This is a genomic window from Kitasatospora sp. NPDC050543, assembly GCF_044457565.1.
GTDB lineage: Bacteria > Actinomycetota > Actinomycetes > Streptomycetales > Streptomycetaceae > Kitasatospora.
Genome location: NZ_JBITGZ010000002.1, coordinates 281,766 through 298,617 on the forward strand (window position 1 = coordinate 281,766; position 16,852 = coordinate 298,617).

Below are 16,852 nucleotides of genomic sequence, written 5' to 3' on the forward strand. Positions count from 1 at the left end.
GCCCGGGCCCCGCGCGAACGGCATGGGTGGCGAGCGTGTGAGAGCGGTGGCCGACGGTGACAGGACATCACAGCGCGTATTCGTTCGCATGCCAACGTGCCGGTCGGTCGCCCGCGTGTTTTGTCCATCTCCGATCCGCCGGCCGACGCCTGACGGTCCGTCCGGTCGACGGGCCGCCGCCGGCGCCGACCGACGGTGCGTCACACCATGCCCAGGGCGTACACCGCGAAGGCCGCCGCCGCGGCCCCCGCCAGCGCCTTCCAGGTGCGGGAGAGGAAGGTCCACGGGCCGTCGAAACGCCGGGTGGAGCGGCCGATGGCGACCAGCGCCAGGGCGAACAGCGGCAGCAGGGCCAGCCGGCCCGCCACCCAGACGAGCGAGTCCGGGGAGGTGGTCAGCCCGGGGACGGCGCCGAGGGCCGCGCCGGCCGGCACCGCCACCGCGAGCATCGCGCTCTGGTGCCAGCAGAAGATCGTCATCGCCGAGAGGTTGACCAGCACGACCGGCAGCCAGAGCAGCGGCCGGCGCAGCGCCCGCCCGATCCGCTCCTTCAGCAGCACCGCCGCCCCGCACTGGACGGCGGCCAGCGCGAGCACCAGCAGGGACGGCGGGTGCGAGTTGGTCCGCTCGGCCCCGGGCACGCCGACCATGCTGGCCGGGTAGTGGAAGACCAGCAGCAGGACGGCGAACAGGGCGCCGCCGCCCAGCAGCAGGACCTTCGCCGTGCGCCGCCCGAGGCCGCCCCGGGCCCACAGCACACCGAGCTGGTAGGCGAACAGCCAGCCGGGCAGGATGTTCAGCAGCGCGACCCAGGACGGCACCGCGTGCGCCCACGGCCCGTACCGCAGCACGTCCACCACCGCCACGCTGCCCAGCAGCACGCCCGCCGACCAGCCGCCGAAGCGGCGCGCGGCGGCCACGCAGAGCGGGGTCAGCGCCGTCAGGCCCAGGTACACCGCGATGTACCAGAGCGGCTGCACCACCAGTACCGAGCCGGTCCGTACGGTGCCCTCGGGCACCCCCAGCCGGTGCAGCAGCGGGATCAGCAGGGCCCAGACGGCGGCCACCCCGAGGACCGGGCGCAGCAGCCGCACCGAGCGGGCGCGCAGCCAGTCGGCCGCGCCGGTGCCCCGGGCGCGGGCCCGCTCCAGCGAGCGGACCGAGGAGTGACCGCCCACCAGGAAGAACACGCCGAGCATCTGCAGTAACCAGCTCAGCGGGGCGAAGAAGCCGAGCGAGCTGAGCGGGCTGGCGTTGTGCAGCGCGCCGTCGGGGGAGAGGGTGAAGCCGCCGAGCATCCAGTGGCCGAGGGGGACGGCGAGCAGGGCGAGGGCGCGCAGTCCGTCCAGGGCGCGGTCACGGGTGTCGGGGGTCTGGGCGTCGACCTGGCGTGCGGTGCGGCGCAGTGCGGTGAGCGGGCCGGGGGCCACGGCGGTACTCCTTCGGGGGTGGCGGATGCCCAGCGGTGGGCGGGCAGCGGTGGGCGAGCGATCGGTGGGCGGGCAGCGGTGGGCGAGCGATCGGTGGGCGGGCAGCGGCGGCCCGGCGCGGGTGGGCGGGTGGGTGCTCAGGAGGCGCCGGCGGGCGTACGCCCGAGCGTCAGGTCGGCGAAGGCGGCCAGTGACGCGGTGCCGGGCGCGAAGTACCCGGTGTGCCCGTGCGATCCGGCGGAGGGCAGCAGCCGGGCGCCGAAGCCGGCGGCGGTCGGGTCGGCGCCGTGGCCCAGGCCCAGCACGGAGACGTGGGGCACCCCGCCGATCCAGTCGGAGCCGTTGCGCTCGGTGGCCCACAGCGGGACGCGCGCGTCGAGGCGGTCCGCGCCGTCCACGCCCATCCCGGGGGAGCCGAGCACCACCACGTTGGAGGCCTGGTCGGGCCCGGGGCGGGCCAGGCCGCAGACCACCGAGCCGTAGCTGTGGCAGAACACCGTCGCCGGGGCGGCGGGCCCGGTGGTCACGGCGAGGCCGGTGAGCAGCCGGCCGAGCCGGTCGGCGCCGGCCCGCGCGAGGTTCTCGGTGGCGGCGTCCAGGCCGACCCCGACGGGGGTGGTGTAGCCCGCCCAGGCGACGACCGCGGTGCTCCCGGCGGCGGCGCGGCGGCCGGTGGCGTCCAGCAGTGAGCGGGCCATCCCGGCGGGCGTGCCGAAGGTCTCCCCGGCCCGGTCGAAGCTCATCAGGTCGATGTCGGAGCCGGGCACCACCACGGCGGTGTGCCGGGCGGTCGTCAGATCGCCGTACACCTCGGCGACCTGGCCGCGTCCGCGCGGGTCGAAGGCGAGGATCTGCCGGCCGTCCGCCAGTAGCGTCCGGTACCGCTCGGCGCGGGCCCGGGCGGCGGCGTGGTCCTGGGCGGTCAGCGCCGGGTCGGTGGCCCGGGCGCGCTCCTTGTCCAGCTCCTCGGCCAGCGCCAGCGCGTTGGCCCGGTAGCGCAGCGCCGGGGGCGCGCCGTCCAGGTTGCCCACCACCAGGGGGTGCCGTGCGGCCAGGGCGTCACGCTGCCCGGCGGGCAGGGCGGCGAGGAAGGCCGCCACCTCGGCGGGCGGGGCGTTCGCCGGGTCGGGCGGTCGGACGCCGAGCGTGGTGTCGGCCACCCAGGCGGCGCTGCCCGGCGGCGGCCCGGTGACGGCGCGCTGGGTGTCGGCGGCCGCCCAGCCGCCGGCGCCGGCCAGCGCGCCGACGGTGATCGCGGTGGCGGCCAGTGCCCGCCTGAATCGCAGCAGCATGGTGTTTCGGTCTCCCTCGTCCGTCGGTTGCGACGGGAGGAAGGTAGAAAGACGACGGCCCCGCGGACGTCACACCGCGGGGCCAATCGCCGGGTCATACCGGGGTACTCACTGACCAGGGGTCACCAGACCCGACTCGTAGGCGAGGACCACCGCCTGCGCCCGGTCGCGCAGGTCGAGCTTGGCCAGGATCCGGCCGATGTGGGTCTTCACGGTCTGCTCGGCGAGCACCAGCCGGGCCGCTATCTCCTGGTTGGACAGGCCCCGGGCGATCAGCTCCAGCACCTCCGTCTCACGCGGGGTCAGCCCGTTCAGCCGCAGCTTGGGGTCGCGGCGGCGCGGGGCGGGCCGGGTGCGGGCGAAGTCCTCGATCAGCCGGCGGGTCACCGAGGGCGCGAGCAGCGCCTCGCCGGCCGCGACCACCCGCACGGCGGAGATGAGGTCGGCGGGCGGGGCGTCCTTGAGCAGGAAGCCGCTGGCCCCGGCGCGCAGCGCCTCGTACACGTAGTCGTCCACGTCGAAGGTGGTGAGCATCAGCACCTTCGGGCGGTGCACCACGCCGATGGGCGGGTCGAGCAGTCTGCGGGTGGCCTCCAGACCGTCCATCTCGGGCATCCGGACGTCCATCAGGACGACGTCGGGGTGGGTGCGGCCGCTCACCTCCAGGGCCTGCCGGCCGTCCGGGGCATCGCCCACCACGTCGATGTCGCTCTGCGCGTTGAGCAGGGCCGCGAAGCCCGCCCGGACCATGGCCTGGTCGTCGGCGATGATCACCCGGATGGTCATTTGGCGTGCTCCTGGGGGGCGTCGAGCGGGAGGGCGGCGGCGACCCGGAAGCCGCCGTCGGGCAGCGGGCCGGTGTCCAGCCTGCCATCCAGCAGGCGTACCCGTTCGCGCATTCCGACCAGGCCCTGGCCGGTGCCCTCCGCCGAGGCCTCCAGCGACCGCGTCCGGCCGGGCGGCGCGGCGTTGACCACGGTGACCAGCAGCCGGCTCTCCTCGACCGCCAGCGAGACCCAGGCCTGCGCGCCGGGCGCGTGCCGGACGACGTTGGCCAGCGCCTCCTGGACGATCCGGTACGCCGAGAGGTCCACGGCCGGCGGCAGTTCACCGTCCCCGCCGCTGACCGCCAGTTCGGCGGCCACCCCGGCCCGCCCCACCGTCTCGACCAGCTGGGCCAGTTGCGCGACACCGGGCTGCGGGGCCTTCTCGGCGGAGGAGTCCTCGCTGCGCAGCACCCCCAGCAGCCGCCGCATCTCGGCGAGGGACTCGCGGGCGGTGCCGGCGATCGCGGTGAACTCCTCGGCGGCGGCGTCCGGCACGTCCTCGATCCGGTACGGCGCGCTGGCGGCCTGCACGGCTATGACCGACATGTGGTGGGCCACCACGTCGTGCAGCTCCCGGGCGATCCTGGCGCGCTCCTCCAGCAGGGTGCGCCGACCGCGTTCGGCCTCGCTGATGTGCTCCTGCTCGGTGAGCCGGCGCTGCGCCTCGGCGCGCTCGCGCAGGGCGCCGCCGAGCAGCAGGACGGCGCCGCTCAGCGCGATCAGCAGCAGGCTGTTGTCCCCGCCGAAGCGGCCGCCGGGTGCCAGGACGGAGAGCACCAGGGCGGCCGCGGCGGTGGTCAGCCAGACGGCCAGCAGGGTGCGCCGCGGCTCGCGCAGCGCGAGGGCCGCCAGCAGCAGCAGGTAGCCGACGATCCCGGTGGCGGGCCAGGGCCAGCTGGCGGAGGTCTGCGGCCCGGTGGTGAGGATCATCAGGGAGGTCAGCAGGTCGGCGGCGCCGATGATCCACCAGGCGGGCAGCGGACGGCTGACGGCGAGCAGCAGCGGCACGCTCTGGGCGACCGCGAGGGCGGCGGCCAGGCCGGTGTTCAGCCCGAAGTCGTGGGCCAGCACGTTGATGCCGCTCGGCAGCAGCGAGGACACTGCGGCCACCGCGGCCAGGTACGGCAGGTAGCGCACCCAGGGCCGGGAGACGTGGGCGAACAGCGGGGAGTGGTCCGGGGAGGGGCGGGTGAGCGCGGCCAGCAGGGCCGGCAGCGTGCCGTCCCTGGCGGGTACGGTCGGCTGGGCAGTCATGGCGCCCAAGCCTAGGAGCCGGGGGCCGCGGCGGCGTCGGGCCGCAGGACCGGATTCCGGGTGATACCTGGGTATGACATCGCGCGCGGCGCCCGGTCCGGCCGGCGGCCCGGGCCGGCCCTGCGGCGTGCGGGCCTCAGTGCCAGTCGCCCGCCAGGGCGGCGCCGAGCTGGTCGAAGTGACGCTCGATCAGGGCGATCATGCCCTCGGGTCCGGAGTCCTCGCACTGGGCGGACCAGGACAGGTGGGCCGAGCGCAGCACGCCGCCGAAGACCGCGGCCATCACCTTGGGGCGCAGGTCGAGCGCCGGGTCCAGCCCCTCCCGCTCGGCGATCAGGCCGGCCACCACCCGCTCCTGCTCGGTGATCCGGCGCAGGTGGGCGGCGAGCAGGGTCGGGGTGTCCTCGATCATCTGCATCAGTTCCAGCGCGGTGTTGACGCTGCTCGGCCGGTCGTCACGCTGGACGGCCAGCTCCCGCCAGGACTGGACGATCGCGGCCCGCAGGGCCTGGAGCGGGTTCTCCTCGGCGGGGCGCCGGCGCAGGCACTCGATGAAGAAGTCCTCGGCGTCGGCCATCACGGCGAGCGCGACCTCGTCCTTGTTGGCGAAGTAGCGGAAGAAGGTGCGCTGCGAGACGTCGACCGCGGCGGAGATCTCGTCCACCGTCGTGCGGGCGAAGCCCTGACTGAGGAACAGCTGGTGCGCGGCGTCGACCAGGGCGTCCCTGGTCCGCTGCTTCTTGCGCTCGCGCAGGCCGAGCACCCGGCCCTCCGGGGCTCGGGCGGGGGTGGGGGTCTGCGCGGCCATGGCGGGGCCTTCCGACTGCGGGCGGGCGGGGGTCGTGGGTACACGATAGCGCTCTGACAAATGTCAGCCGAGCTCATAAGGCAGCACTTGTCAGAAGTCGTGGATTGCCTAATGTCAGCAGCTGTCATAATCTGCGGGAGTGGCGCCCCGCGGGCCGAGGACTCGTGGGGACGGGTCGGCCGGGGCGCCACGACCACGAATTCCGTTGCGCACGCCCCCGGAGGGCCCGATGAGCCAGTCCGTCAAGAGCGCCGAGGCGGACCTGCCGCCACGGCACACCGACCCCTCGGCCGGGCGGAGCCTGCAGGGCCACCCCTGGCTGACCCTGCTCACCGTCGCCGTCGGCGTCATGATGGTCGCCCTGGACGGCACCATCGTCGCCATCGCCAACCCGGCCATCCAGGCCGACCTCAAGGCCGCGCCCGCCGACATCCAGTGGGTCACCAGCGGCTACCTGCTGGCCCTGGCGGTCTTCCTGATCACGGCCGGCAAGATCGGCGACCGGTTCGGGCACAAGAGCACCTTCCTGGTCGGCGCGGTCGGCTTCGCCGGCACCTCGGCGGCGATCGGCTTCGCCACCGACATCCAGACGGTGATCGCCTTCCGGGTGCTCCAGGGCCTGTTCGGCGCACTGCTCCAGCCCGCCGCGCTCGGCCTGCTGCGCGGGGCGTTCCCGGCCGAGAAGCTCAACATGGCCATCGGCATCTGGGCCGGCGTGATCGGCGCGTCCACCGCCGCCGGGCCGATCGTCGGCGGCCTGCTGGTCGAGCACGTCTCCTGGCAGTCGGTGTTCTTCATCAACGTCCCGGTGGGCCTGATCGCGCTGGCGCTCGGTATCTGGATCCTGCGCGACGTGCGCGCCGAGAAGGCGGCCAGGTCCTTCGACGTCCCGGGCATCGTGCTGTTGTCGGCCGCGATGTTCCTGCTGGTCTGGGGCATCATCAAGGCGCCGACCTGGGGCTGGGGCGACACCAGCACGCTGCTGTTCCTCGGTGGCGCGGTGCTGGCGCTGGTGGCCTTCGCGCTCTGGCAGCGGGTCGCCAGGGAGCCCCTGATCCCGCTCGGCCTGTTCCGCTCGGTGCCGCTGTCGGCGGGCACGCTGCTGATGATCCTGATGGCCTTCGCCTTCTTCGGCGCGATCTTCTTCGTGACCTTCTACCTGCAGAACGTCCACGGCATGTCGCCGGTGGACGCCGGGGTCCACCTGCTCCCGATGACCGGCATGATGATCGTCGGCGCGCCGGCGGCCGGCGCCGCGATCGGCAAGGTCGGCCCGCGCATCCCGATCGTGGTCGGCATGCTGGTCACCACCCTCGCCATGTACGGCATGTCCACCCTGGACGCCGGCTCCGGCACCGGGATCATGTCGCTCTGGTTCGTGCTGATGGGCCTGGGTATCAGCCCGGTCCTGGTCGGTGCCACCGAGGTCATCGTCGGCAACGCCCCGCTGGAGCTGTCCGGCGTCGCGGGTGGCCTCCAGCAGGCCGCGATGCAGGTCGGCGGCAGCCTCGGCACCGCCGTGCTGGGCGCACTGATGGCCGCGAAGGTCACGGACGTGCTGCCCGGCAACTGGGCCAGGGCCGGGCTGCCCCCGGTCGAGGGCGCCCAGGCGCAGGGCCTGGACCAGGCCGCCCAGCTCGGCATCGTCCCGCCGGCCCCGGCCGGTACGCCCCGGCAGGCGGTGGACGCCATGGCCGGGGCCGTCCACGACTCCTTCGTCAGCGGCATGTCGCTGGCCTTCGCGGTGGCCGCGGTGGTCGCCTTCGCAGCCGCCCTGCTGGGCCTGCTGACCAAGCGCGGCACCACCGACGCCGGCCCGGCCGTGCACATCTGACCCCTCGGCGCACCTGTGCCCGACCCGCACCCCGGTGCGGGTCGGGCAGCCGGGCCCGTCGCGTCCAGGGTGATCATCGGGCCAGAGGGCTCCCCGCAGGTTCCACGGGCGCCACGGGGTCCGGCGGCGGCTCGGCGGCCCGGCGGACGTAGCGGGCGCGCTCCTCCAGCTCCAGGTCGGGGAAGTAGTGGCGCAGCCGCGATGCGGCCTCGGCGGGTGGCAGGTGCAGTTCGGTCAGCAGGAAGCGGGCCCTGCTGATGATCTCCTCGTGCATGGGTACCTCCAGTAGCGATTCTCGGCCGGTCCGGCTCAGCCGACCCGTCCGGTTGGGCCGATCGAACGCGCGTGCTGGAAGCGGCCGACCGCCAGGTCGACGATCGGCGCGGGGTAGTCCGGCCGCTGCCTCAGCTGCCACGGCCGGTGCACGGCCGGGCCGGGGATGTGCGCCAGCTCCGGCACCCAGCGCCGCACGTACGCGCCGTCCGGGTCGAAGCGCCTGGCCTGGGCGAGCGGGTTGAGCACCCGGTTGGGCCGGGTGTCGGTGCCCGTGCCGGCCACCCACTGCCAGTTCAGCTGGTTGTTGGCCACATCGCCGTCCACCAGCAGCGCGAGGAAGTGCTCCGCACCGATCCGCCAGTCCTGGTAGAGCGTCTTGGTGAGGAAGCTCGCCGTCAGCAGCCGCGCCCGGTTGTGCATCCAGCCCTCGTGGGCCAGCTGGCGCATCCCGGCGTCGACGATCGGGTAGCCCGTCCGTCCGGCCCGCCAGGCCTCGATCTCCGCGGTGTCCCGGTGCCAGCGGTCGCCTCTGGGCCGGTAGTCGGCCCACGCGCACCGGGGGCGGGCGGCCAGCACCTGGTGGTGGAAGTCGCGCCAGACCAGTTGCCGGACGAAGGCCTGCGCACCCGCCCCGCCCCGGCGCCGCGTCGGCGTCGTGAGCTCCGTCGCCGACAGGCAGCCGAAGTGCAGGTACGGCGAGAGCCGTGAGGTGGCGTCCCCGGCCAGGTCGTCGTGGTCGTCCTCGTACCGCTCCGGCCGCCAGGACGACCACAGCCGGCGCCCGGCGGACTCCCCGCCCGGGGGCAGCCCCGGCGAGTCGGGCCGCCCGGCGGGCAGCGCCTCACTCCGCACGCTCCCTGGCACCCGTACGGCGCGCGGGGCGGCCACCGGCTCCCGCCGCTGGGCCCGCTGCCAGGCCCGCAGGTACGGGGTGAACACCGCGTAGTGGTCCTTGCCGGCCGGGGTCACCGCGCCGGGCGCCAGTGCCGTCAGCACCGCGTCGTGCACCCGCAGCCGCCCGCCCAGCGCCTCGCGCAGGGCCGCCTCCCGGCGCTGTGCGAAGGCACTCACCCCGGCCGCGACGTGCACCGACACCGCGCCGGTCAGCTCCGCCAGCCGGGCGCTCTGCGCCACCGTCTCCCCGCGCCGCAGCACCAGCCGCCCGCCGAGCCGCCGCAGGGCGGTGTCCAGGTCGGCGAGGGAGTCGGCGAGGAAGGCGGCCCGGTTGGGTACGGCGAAGCCGGTGGCGGCCAGCCGCTCGTCCAGGACGAACAGCGGCACCACCTCCTCGCCGTCCCGGAGGGCGGCGCGCAGCACGGGGTTGTCGTGCAGGCGGAGGTCCTGGGTGAACAGCGCGATGGAGACGGGCATGCCCCATGGCTACGGCACCCGGCCGTCCCCGGGCCGCGCGACACGCGGGCGGCCCCGCCGGAGGGCGGCACGCCGAAGGGCCGGACCCCCGGGGGAGTCCGGCCCTTCAGCCGAGCGTCAGGCCCTGGCTCAGGCGTCGCCGCCGGCGGCGCCCGGGTCGGCCGCGGCCACGTCCAGCAGCTGGTAGCGGTCGATCGCGTCCTTCAGCGCACTGCGGTCGATCTTGCCGTCCTTGGCGAGCTCGGTGAGCACCGCCAGGACGACCGACTGCGCGTCGATGTGGAAGAAGCGACGGGCAGCTCCTCGGGTGTCGGCGAAGCCGAAGCCGTCGGCGCCCAGCGACTGGTACCGGCCCGGCACCCAGCGCGAGATCTGGTCCGGCACCGCACGCATCCAGTCGGAGACGGCGACGAACGGGCCGTCGGCGCCCTGGAGCTTCTGGGTCACGTACGGGACGCGCTCCGGCTCCTCCGGGTGCAGCAGGTTGAACTCCTCGGCCTCGACCGCGTCGCGACGCAGCTCGTTCCAGGAGGTCGCCGACCAGACGTCGGCCTTGACGTTCCACTCCTCGGCCAGGATGCGCTGGGCCTCCAGGGCCCACGGCACCGCCACACCCGAGGCCAGGATCTGCGCCGGGATCTGGCCGCCGGCGCCCTCCTGGTAGCGGTAGATGCCCTTGAGGATGCCCTCGACGTCCACGTTCTCCGGCTCGGCCGGCATCTTGATCGGCTCGTTGTAGACCGTGATGTAGTAGAAGACGTCCTCGCCGTGCGGGTGCTGCTCGCTGGAGCCGTACATCCGCCGGATGCCGTCCTGCATGATGTGCGCGATCTCGAACCCGTACGCCGGGTCGTACGCGACGACGCCGGGGTTGGTCGAGGCGAGCAGCTGCGAGTGGCCGTCCGCGTGCTGGAGGCCCTCACCGGTCAGCGTGGTGCGGCCGGCGGTGGCGCCGATCACGAAGCCGCGCGCCAGCTGGTCGGCCATCTGCCAGAACTGGTCGCCGGTGCGCTGGAACCCGAACATCGAGTAGAAGACGTACACCGGGATCAGCGGCTCGCCGTGGGTGGCGTAGGACGAGCCCGCGGCGATCAGCGAGGCGGTGCAGCCGGCCTCGGAGATGCCGTCGTGCAGCATCTGGCCCGTCGGGGACTCCTTGTAGGCGAGCAGCAGATCACGGTCGACCGACTCGTAGGTCTGGCCGAGCGGGTTGTAGATCTTCGCCGACGGGAAGAGCGAGTCCATGCCGAAGGTGCGGTACTCGTCGGGCGCGATCGGCACGAAGCGGTTGCCGATGCCCTTGTCGCGCATCAGGTCCTTGAGCACCCGGACGAACGCCATGGTGGTGGCGATGGTCTGGTTGCCGGAGCCCTTCTTGACCGCCTTGTACGCGTCGTCGCCCGGGAGCTCCAGCTTGCGCGGGCGCACCTTGCGGGTCGGCATGTAGCCGCCCAGCTCCTTGCGCCGGTCGTGCATGTACTGGATCTCTTCGGAGTCCTTGCCCGGGTGGTAGTAGGGCGGGTAGCCCTCGTCGAGCTGCTTGTCCGTGATCGGCAGGTGCAGGCGGTCGCGGAAGCGCTTGAGGTCCTCGACCGTCAGCTTCTTCATCTGGTGCGTCGCGTTGCGGCCCTCGAAGTTCGGGCCCAGCGTCCAGCCCTTGACGGTCTGGGCGAGGATCACGGTCGGCTGGCCGACGTGCTCGCGGGCCGCCTTGAACGCCGCGTAGACCTTCTTGTGGTCGTGGCCGCCGCGACCCAGGTGCTGGATCTGCTGGTCGGTCATGTCCTCGACCATCTTGCGCAGCCGCAGGTCGTCACCGAAGAAGTGATCGCGGATGTACCCGCCGGTCTCGGTGGCGTAGGTCTGGAACTGGCCGTCCACCGTGGTGTTGAGCTTGTTCACCAGCACGCCGTCGCGGTCCTGGGCCAGCAGCGGGTCCCAGCTGCGGTCCCAGATCAGCTTGATGACGTTCCAGCCGGCGCCGCGGAACTGCGACTCCAGCTCCTGGATGATCTTGCCGTTGCCGCGAACCGGGCCGTCGAGGCGCTGGAGGTTGCAGTTGACCACGAAGGTCAGGTTGTCCAGGCCCTCACGGGCGGCCAGGGACAGCTGGCCGAGCGACTCGGGCTCGTCCATCTCGCCGTCGCCGAGGAAGGCGTAGACGTGGCTGTCCGAGGTGTCCTTGATCCCGCGGTGCTCCAGGTAGCGGTTCATCCGGGCCTGGTAGATCGCGCCGAGCGGGCCGAGGCCCATCGAGACGGTCGGGAACTCCCAGAAGTCCGGCATCAGCCGCGGGTGCGGGTAGCTGGAGAGGCCGTAGGGGAACTTCGACTTCTCCTGGCGGAACGAGTCGAGCTGCTGCTCGGACAGCCGGTCCAGGAGGAAGGCGCGGGCGTAGATACCGGGGGAGGCGTGGCCCTGGAAGAAGATCTGGTCGCCGGACTCGCCCTCGGCGTCCTTGCCGCGGAAGAAGTAGTTGAAGCCCACGTCGTACAGCGACGCGGAGGAGGCGAAGGTGGCGATGTGGCCACCGACGCCGATACCCGGGCGCTGCGCCCGGGAGACCATCACGGCCGCGTTCCAGCGGGTCGCGTTGAGGACCTTGCGCTCGATCTCCTCGTTGCCGGGGAAGAACGGCTCGTCCTTGGTCGCGATGGTGTTGACGTAGTCCGTGCTGCGCATCTCGGGCACGGCGACACGCTTCTCGCGGGCGCGCTCGATCAGGCGGAGCATCAGGTAGCGGGCACGCTCGCGCCCCCGCTCGTCGATGGCCGCGTCAAGCGACTCCAGCCATTCCGCGGTCTCCTCGGGATCGAAGTCCGGGACCTGACTCGGAAGGCCGCCAATGATGATCGGGTTGCGATCGGATCCGGAAGCCACGCTGTTCCTTCACTGTCGGTCGAAACTGAGGTGTGTCGCGCCGCCTCCATCGTGTACCGCAACTCGGAGATCCGTCATCTCTACCGATGGGTAACCGTTCCGCCTGGTGGGCGGCCCGGTCAGACGGTGTGCGGCAGGCTCCGTTGCCTGGTTGTGCGCACCGCCGGGTGTTACGAAGAGGTGGTCCGACCTGTACCTGCTGTGCCTTGAAATGAATCTTCCAGGGCTCCAGGTCCCTTCCGTCCGATGGCGGACGGCAGGGGTGAGGGCCAACAGGAGACTCTACGCCCGCGAGTACGCGGAACCCGAATGGCGTTCGCATCTCGGTCACCAGTGCGACGTCGACGCGCCGGCCGGGCGGCTGCGAGCCCGCCCCCGGGGTGGCCTCCGGCAGCATGTGGGACGGGTGCAGAAAAGGGCAAATCGGTGTGATTCCCGACACGTCCAGCGGCGTGTCTTGCCACGACACGTCAACCTTTGGGTGGGATCGGGGGTCGGGTACTTGCGCGAACCGCCGCGCCCGTGTGGACTACGGCCACAGCCTCGGCATGGATGCCGAGCCGAATACTGGAGGTTATTCCCGTGAGCGCGACCGCGGACCCCGCGGACAAGTCCAACCCGGCGCACCGTCTCGGCTTCGAAGAGGGCCAGATCGTCCAGGAGCTCGGGTACGACGATGACACTGACCAGGATCTCCGCGAAGGCATTGAGGAGATCACCGGTACGGATCTCGTCGACGAGGACTACGACGACGTCGCCGACGCCGTCCTGCTGTGGCACCGCGAGGAGGACGGGGATCTCACCGATGCCCTCGTCGACGCCCAGGAATACCTGGCGGATGGCGGCCTGGTGTGGCTGCTGACCCCCAAGACGGGCCGTGACGGGCACGTCGAGGCCCACGAGATCGCCGACGCGGCGAAGACCGCCGGCCTCTCCCAGACCAGCTCGATCGCCATCGCCAAGGACTGGGCGGGCACCCGCCTGGCCACCCCGAAGGCCGTGAAGCCCGGCAAGCGCTGAGCGCCGCAGGACCTCGGCAGGGCCCCGCTGGAGGAAGCTCCAGCGGGGCCTCGCCGTTTGCGCCGCCCCGGCTGGAGATGCCGCCGGGCGCTCTGTTCGCCGAGGGCGAAAGCCGGGGGTCCGGGGCCCGTCCGTTCACCCGTTCGGCGGAATCGGCCCGATCTGATGCAAGGATGTGGGCGGCCGCGCCCGCAGAGCGGCCCACTCGCGTCAGAAAGGTCCTCACCATGGCCATCGAGGTCGGCACCCAGGCTCCGGACTTCGAGCTCAAGAACCAGCACGGCGAGCTCGTCAGCCTCGCGGACTTCCGCGGCGAGAAGAACGTCGTCCTGGTCTTCTACCCGTTCGCCTTCACCGGTGTCTGCACCGGCGAGGTGTGCGCGATCCAGAAGGAGCTGCCGCGCCTGCAGAACGACGACGTGCAGATCCTCGCCGTCTCCGCCGACTCGCCCTTCACCCTGCGCGTCTTCGCCGACCAGGAGGGCCTGGAGTACCCGCTGCTCTCCGACTTCTGGCCGCACGGCGAGGTCTCCCGGGCCTACGGCGTCTTCAACGAGGAGAAGGGCTGCGCCGTGCGCGGCACCTTCGTGATCGACAAGGCCGGCGTGGTGCGCTGGTCGGTCGTGAACGGCCTGCCGGACGCCCGTGACGAGCAGGAGTACCTGAAGGTCCTCGGCGCGCTCTGAGCACCCCTTGCCGCCCTGTGGGTCGGCGTGGCCACCCGTGCGAGCGGCGATCTCGGCCACGCCGGGCCCGGCACCTGCACAGGACGGGAACCCGGCACTACGATCGGGCCGTTGGCAGGTCAGAGGCTTCGAGTCGAACAGGCCCACGGCCTCGGACCGCACCACGGGGGCACCACGAAGTGCCTCCCGATTCTTGGAGGACCAGTGGGTGTCAGCCTGAGCAAGGGCGGCAATGTCTCGCTCACCAAGGAGGCCCCGGGCCTGACCGCCGTGATCGTCGGCCTTGGCTGGGACGTCCGTAGCACCACCGGCACGGATTTCGACCTGGACGCCAGCGCCCTGCTCTGCAACGACCAGGGCAGGGTCGGCGCGGACGGCAACTTCGTCTTCTTCAACAACCTCAAGAGCCCCGACGGCTCCGTCGAGCACACCGGTGACAACCTCACCGGTGAGGGCGAGGGCGACGACGAGCAGATCAAGGTCAACCTCGCGACCGTCCCCGCCGACGTGGCCAAGATCGTCTTCCCGGTCTCGATCTACGACGCCGAGAACCGGACGCAGAACTTCGGTCAGGTCCGCAACGCGTTCATCCGCGTGGTGAACCAGGCGGACAGCAAGGAGCTCGCCCGGTACGACCTCTCCGAGGACGCCTCCACCGAGACCGCGATGGTCTTCGGCGAGCTCTACCGCAACGGCGCCGAGTGGAAGTTCCGCGCCATCGGTCAGGGCTACGCCTCCGGCCTGCGCGGCATCGCGCAGGACTTCGGGGTGAACGTCTGACGGCCGGCCGGGCCCGTACGATCCGCCGCTGACGCCTGACGGCCGCCTGGCCGTCGACGCGCCCAGCGGCTCGGGAGCCGGGGCCGCCGGGGAGCACTGCACGCTCCCCGGCGGCCCCGGCTCCCTGCCGTTCGGTGCCGTGCGGTCCGGTGTCGTCGCGAGTCGCTCGGCGCCGTTCGGTGTCGTTCGGCGCCGTTGGGTGCCGTTCGGGGCGCAGCCACCCCCGGCTGTCCTGGGGGGCCGCGCGCACTGGAAGGATGGAGTTCAGCAAGTTCAGCCGGTCCACAGGGGCCGGACGGGGTCGCGGGGGCATAGAACCGGGATGCGCCCCGGGATTATGGGAGGAAGGACAGCCAATGAGTGTCACGCTCGCCAAGGGTGGAAACGTCTCGCTCACCAAGGCCGCGCCGAATCTGACGCAGGTGCAGATCGGACTCGGCTGGGACGCCCGCTCGACCACCGGCGCGCCGTTCGACCTCGACGCGAGCGCCCTGCTCTGCGAGAGCGGGCGGGTGCTCGGCGACGAGTACTTCGTGTTCTACAACAACCTCAAGAGCCCCGAGGGCTCGGTCGAGCACCAGGGTGACAACCTCACCGGTGACGGCGAGGGAGACGACGAGGTCGTCGTGGTCAACCTCGAACTGGTGCCGGCGCAGGTCGACAAGGTGGTCTTCGCCGTGTCGATCTACGATGCCGAGGCCCGGCTGCAGAACTTCGGCCAGGTCCGCAACGCGTACATCCGGGTGGTGAACGTGCTCGACGGGCAGGAGATCGCCCGTTACGACCTGACCGAGGACGCCTCCAACGAGACCGCGATGATCTTCGGCGAGCTGTACCGCTACCAGGGCGAGTGGAAGTTCCGTGCGGTGGGCCAGGGTTACGCCTCCGGCCTGCGCGGCATTGCCCTCGATTTCGGCGTAAACGTACAGTAAGGCCGGAAATCGCACAGGCGTGACGAACGGCCTTACGAAATTCAGTACCAGCAGTGGGCAGTGCGGGGGTGGCCTGGCCGGGACGTGCGTCCCGGTCAGGGTGTCTCAGGACGACGCCGCACCCGTGGCACGCCCTGAACCCGAAAGGTGAACAACTCCCGTGTTCCTCCGCACATTCGGCTGGTCGCTCGCGATCACCGCAATCGGCCTGGCCGCCGCCGGCCTGTTCTGGGGGGCGGAGGGCTTCGGCATCGTGCTGATCCTCTCCGTCCTGGAGATCTCCCTGTCGTTCGACAACGCGGTGGTCAACGCCACGGTGCTGAAGCGGATGAACCCGTTCTGGCAGAAGATCTTCCTCACCGTCGGTGTGCTGATCGCCGTCTTCGGTATGCGCCTGATCTTCCCACTGCTGGTCGTCGGCCTGACCGCGCACCTCAACCCGGCGACCGTGATCAACCTCGCGCTGAACCCCGACAACACCTACAACGGGTCCACGTACGCCCAGTACCTGGAGGCGGCCAACCCGGCCATCGCCGCGTTCGGTGGCATCTTCCTGCTGATGATCTTCCTCGACTTCATCTTCGAGGAGAAGGACTTCAACTGGCTGAGCTGGATCGAGAAGCCGCTGGAGAAGGTCGGCAAGCTGGAGGCGTTCTCGTCGGTCATCGCGCTGGTCACGCTCGCCCTGGCGGCCAACTTCTTCGCCGGTGAGCACGCCGAGACCGTCCTGCTCGCGGGCATCATGGGTCTGACCACCTACCTCGCCGTCAACGGCCTCTCCAGCGTCTTCGAGGCGGGCCTGGAGGAGGAAGAGGAGGCCGAGGAGGAGGCCGAGAAGTCCGGCAAGTCCATCGTCCAGGTGGGCGGCAAGGCCGCGTTCTTCCTCTTCATGTACCTGGAGGTGCTCGACGCGTCGTTCTCCTTCGACGGCGTGGTCGGCGCGTTCGCCATCACCCAGGACATCTTCATGATCACCCTGGGCCTGGGCATCGGCGCCATGTACATCCGCTCGCTGACCGTCTTCCTGGTCCGCAAGGGCACCCTGGACGACTACGTCTACCTGGAGCACGGCGCCCACTACGCGATCGGCGCGCTGGCGGTCATCCTGCTGGTCGGCATCGAGTACCACATCCCGGAGATCGTCACCGGCCTGATCGGGGTCGCCTTCATCGGGCTGGCGCTGGGTTCCTCGATCCTGCGCAACCGCCGCGAAGCGGCCGAGGGCGGCGGCGACAAGGAACTCGTCGGCAGCAGCTCCGAGTAGGAGCGCGGCTAGCTCCGCACGGCGCGCGCAGCTCCGAGCAGCGCGTGTAGCTCCGAGCGGCGCACGCAGATGTGCGCGCGCCGCTCACGGGCCCGCGCGCCGCATGCACCAACGGCGACGGGCGCCCCCCCCCGGGGGGGGGGGGGCCGCCGGGGGGGGGGGGGCGGCCGGCCCCCCCGGGGCCGGCGGGCGGAGGGG

Annotated in this window: 14 protein-coding genes; 6 read left to right on the forward strand and 8 right to left on the reverse strand. The window is 72.1% G+C overall.

What is annotated here, in order from left to right; all coding sequences use genetic code 11:
* Nucleotides 1-200: 200 nt before the first annotated feature.
* The 5 genes from ACIBH3_RS03630 to ACIBH3_RS03650 form a co-directional block, all read right to left on the reverse strand.
* Complete coding sequence (locus ACIBH3_RS03630) at nt 201-1,430, reverse strand: acyltransferase (RefSeq protein WP_396310193.1); 1,230 nt, start codon at nt 1,428-1,430, stop codon at nt 201-203.
* A 137-nt stretch (nt 1,431-1,567) separates the two neighbouring features.
* Nucleotides 1,568-2,722 (reverse strand): alpha/beta hydrolase, encoded by a 1,155-nt coding sequence (locus ACIBH3_RS03635; protein WP_396310194.1) that lies wholly within the window; start codon nt 2,720-2,722, stop codon nt 1,568-1,570.
* A 108-nt stretch (nt 2,723-2,830) separates the two neighbouring features.
* Nucleotides 2,831-3,508, reverse strand: coding sequence for a response regulator (locus tag ACIBH3_RS03640; protein ID WP_396310195.1), 678 nt, complete (start codon nt 3,506-3,508; stop codon nt 2,831-2,833).
* Complete coding sequence (locus tag ACIBH3_RS03645; protein ID WP_396310196.1) at nt 3,505-4,803, reverse strand: sensor histidine kinase; 1,299 nt, start codon at nt 4,801-4,803, stop codon at nt 3,505-3,507. Before ACIBH3_RS03645 ends, ACIBH3_RS03640 begins: the two co-directional genes overlap by 4 nt.
* Before the next feature lie 136 nt (nt 4,804-4,939).
* Complete coding sequence (locus ACIBH3_RS03650) at nt 4,940-5,611, reverse strand: TetR family transcriptional regulator (RefSeq protein WP_396310197.1); 672 nt, start codon at nt 5,609-5,611, stop codon at nt 4,940-4,942.
* A gap of 229 nt (nt 5,612-5,840) precedes the next feature.
* Between ACIBH3_RS03650 and ACIBH3_RS03655 the strand changes: the two genes are divergently transcribed.
* Nucleotides 5,841-7,445: an MFS transporter gene (locus tag ACIBH3_RS03655; protein ID WP_396310198.1), complete on the forward strand. Its 1,605-nt coding sequence runs from the start codon at nt 5,841-5,843 to the stop codon at nt 7,443-7,445.
* A 73-nt stretch (nt 7,446-7,518) separates the two neighbouring features.
* Here the strand turns inward: ACIBH3_RS03655 and ACIBH3_RS03660 are convergent, their stop codons facing one another.
* The 3 genes from ACIBH3_RS03660 to aceE form a co-directional block, all read right to left on the reverse strand.
* On the reverse strand, nt 7,519-7,719 hold the full coding sequence (locus ACIBH3_RS03660; protein ID WP_396310199.1) for a hypothetical protein: 201 nt from the start codon (nt 7,717-7,719) through the stop codon (nt 7,519-7,521).
* A 35-nt stretch (nt 7,720-7,754) separates the two neighbouring features.
* A complete protein-coding gene (locus tag ACIBH3_RS03665) occupies nt 7,755-9,092 on the reverse strand; it encodes a cryptochrome/photolyase family protein (protein WP_396310200.1) in 1,338 nt (445 codons plus the stop codon).
* A gap of 129 nt (nt 9,093-9,221) precedes the next feature.
* Nucleotides 9,222-11,972, reverse strand: a complete 2,751-nt coding sequence (aceE, locus tag ACIBH3_RS03670) for a pyruvate dehydrogenase (acetyl-transferring), homodimeric type (RefSeq protein ID WP_396310201.1) — start codon at nt 11,970-11,972, stop codon at nt 9,222-9,224.
* A gap of 582 nt (nt 11,973-12,554) precedes the next feature.
* Between aceE and ACIBH3_RS03675 the strand changes: the two genes are divergently transcribed.
* The 5 genes from ACIBH3_RS03675 (at nt 12,555) to ACIBH3_RS03695 (ending at nt 16,654) form a co-directional block, all read left to right on the forward strand.
* Entirely contained in the window at nt 12,555-12,992 is a 438-nt protein-coding gene (locus ACIBH3_RS03675) for a DUF3052 domain-containing protein (protein ID WP_396310202.1), read from the forward strand.
* A gap of 227 nt (nt 12,993-13,219) precedes the next feature.
* Complete coding sequence (locus ACIBH3_RS03680) at nt 13,220-13,678, forward strand: peroxiredoxin (protein WP_396310203.1); 459 nt, start codon at nt 13,220-13,222, stop codon at nt 13,676-13,678.
* 204 nt (nt 13,679-13,882) lie between these two features.
* Entirely contained in the window at nt 13,883-14,458 is a 576-nt protein-coding gene (locus ACIBH3_RS03685; protein WP_396310204.1) for a TerD family protein, read from the forward strand.
* A gap of 356 nt (nt 14,459-14,814) precedes the next feature.
* Nucleotides 14,815-15,390, forward strand: a complete 576-nt coding sequence (locus ACIBH3_RS03690; RefSeq protein ID WP_396310205.1) for a TerD family protein — start codon at nt 14,815-14,817, stop codon at nt 15,388-15,390.
* Nucleotides 15,391-15,550: 160 nt separating this feature from the next.
* On the forward strand, nt 15,551-16,654 hold the full coding sequence (locus ACIBH3_RS03695; protein ID WP_396310206.1) for a DUF475 domain-containing protein: 1,104 nt from the start codon (nt 15,551-15,553) through the stop codon (nt 16,652-16,654).
* Nucleotides 16,655-16,852 lie beyond the last annotated feature (198 nt).

Excerpts from the sequence above, each read along its gene's own strand:
- ACIBH3_RS03640 (WP_396310195.1), bottom strand. The coding sequence starts at position 3,508 with ATGACCATCCGGGTGATCATCGCCGACGACCAGGCCATGGTCCGGGCG.
- ACIBH3_RS03635 (WP_396310194.1), bottom strand. The coding sequence starts at position 2,722 with ATGCTGCTGCGATTCAGGCGGGCACTGGCCGCCACCGCGATCACCGTC.
- ACIBH3_RS03665 (WP_396310200.1), bottom strand. The coding sequence starts at position 9,092 with ATGCCCGTCTCCATCGCGCTGTTCACCCAGGACCTCCGCCTGCACGAC.
- ACIBH3_RS03645 (WP_396310196.1), bottom strand. The coding sequence starts at position 4,803 with ATGACTGCCCAGCCGACCGTACCCGCCAGGGACGGCACGCTGCCGGCC.
- ACIBH3_RS03680 (WP_396310203.1), top strand. The coding sequence starts at position 13,220 with ATGGCCATCGAGGTCGGCACCCAGGCTCCGGACTTCGAGCTCAAGAAC.
- ACIBH3_RS03660 (WP_396310199.1), bottom strand. The coding sequence starts at position 7,719 with ATGCACGAGGAGATCATCAGCAGGGCCCGCTTCCTGCTGACCGAACTG.
- ACIBH3_RS03690 (WP_396310205.1), top strand. The coding sequence starts at position 14,815 with ATGAGTGTCACGCTCGCCAAGGGTGGAAACGTCTCGCTCACCAAGGCC.
- ACIBH3_RS03655 (WP_396310198.1), top strand. The coding sequence starts at position 5,841 with ATGAGCCAGTCCGTCAAGAGCGCCGAGGCGGACCTGCCGCCACGGCAC.
- ACIBH3_RS03650 (WP_396310197.1), bottom strand. The coding sequence starts at position 5,611 with ATGGCCGCGCAGACCCCCACCCCCGCCCGAGCCCCGGAGGGCCGGGTG.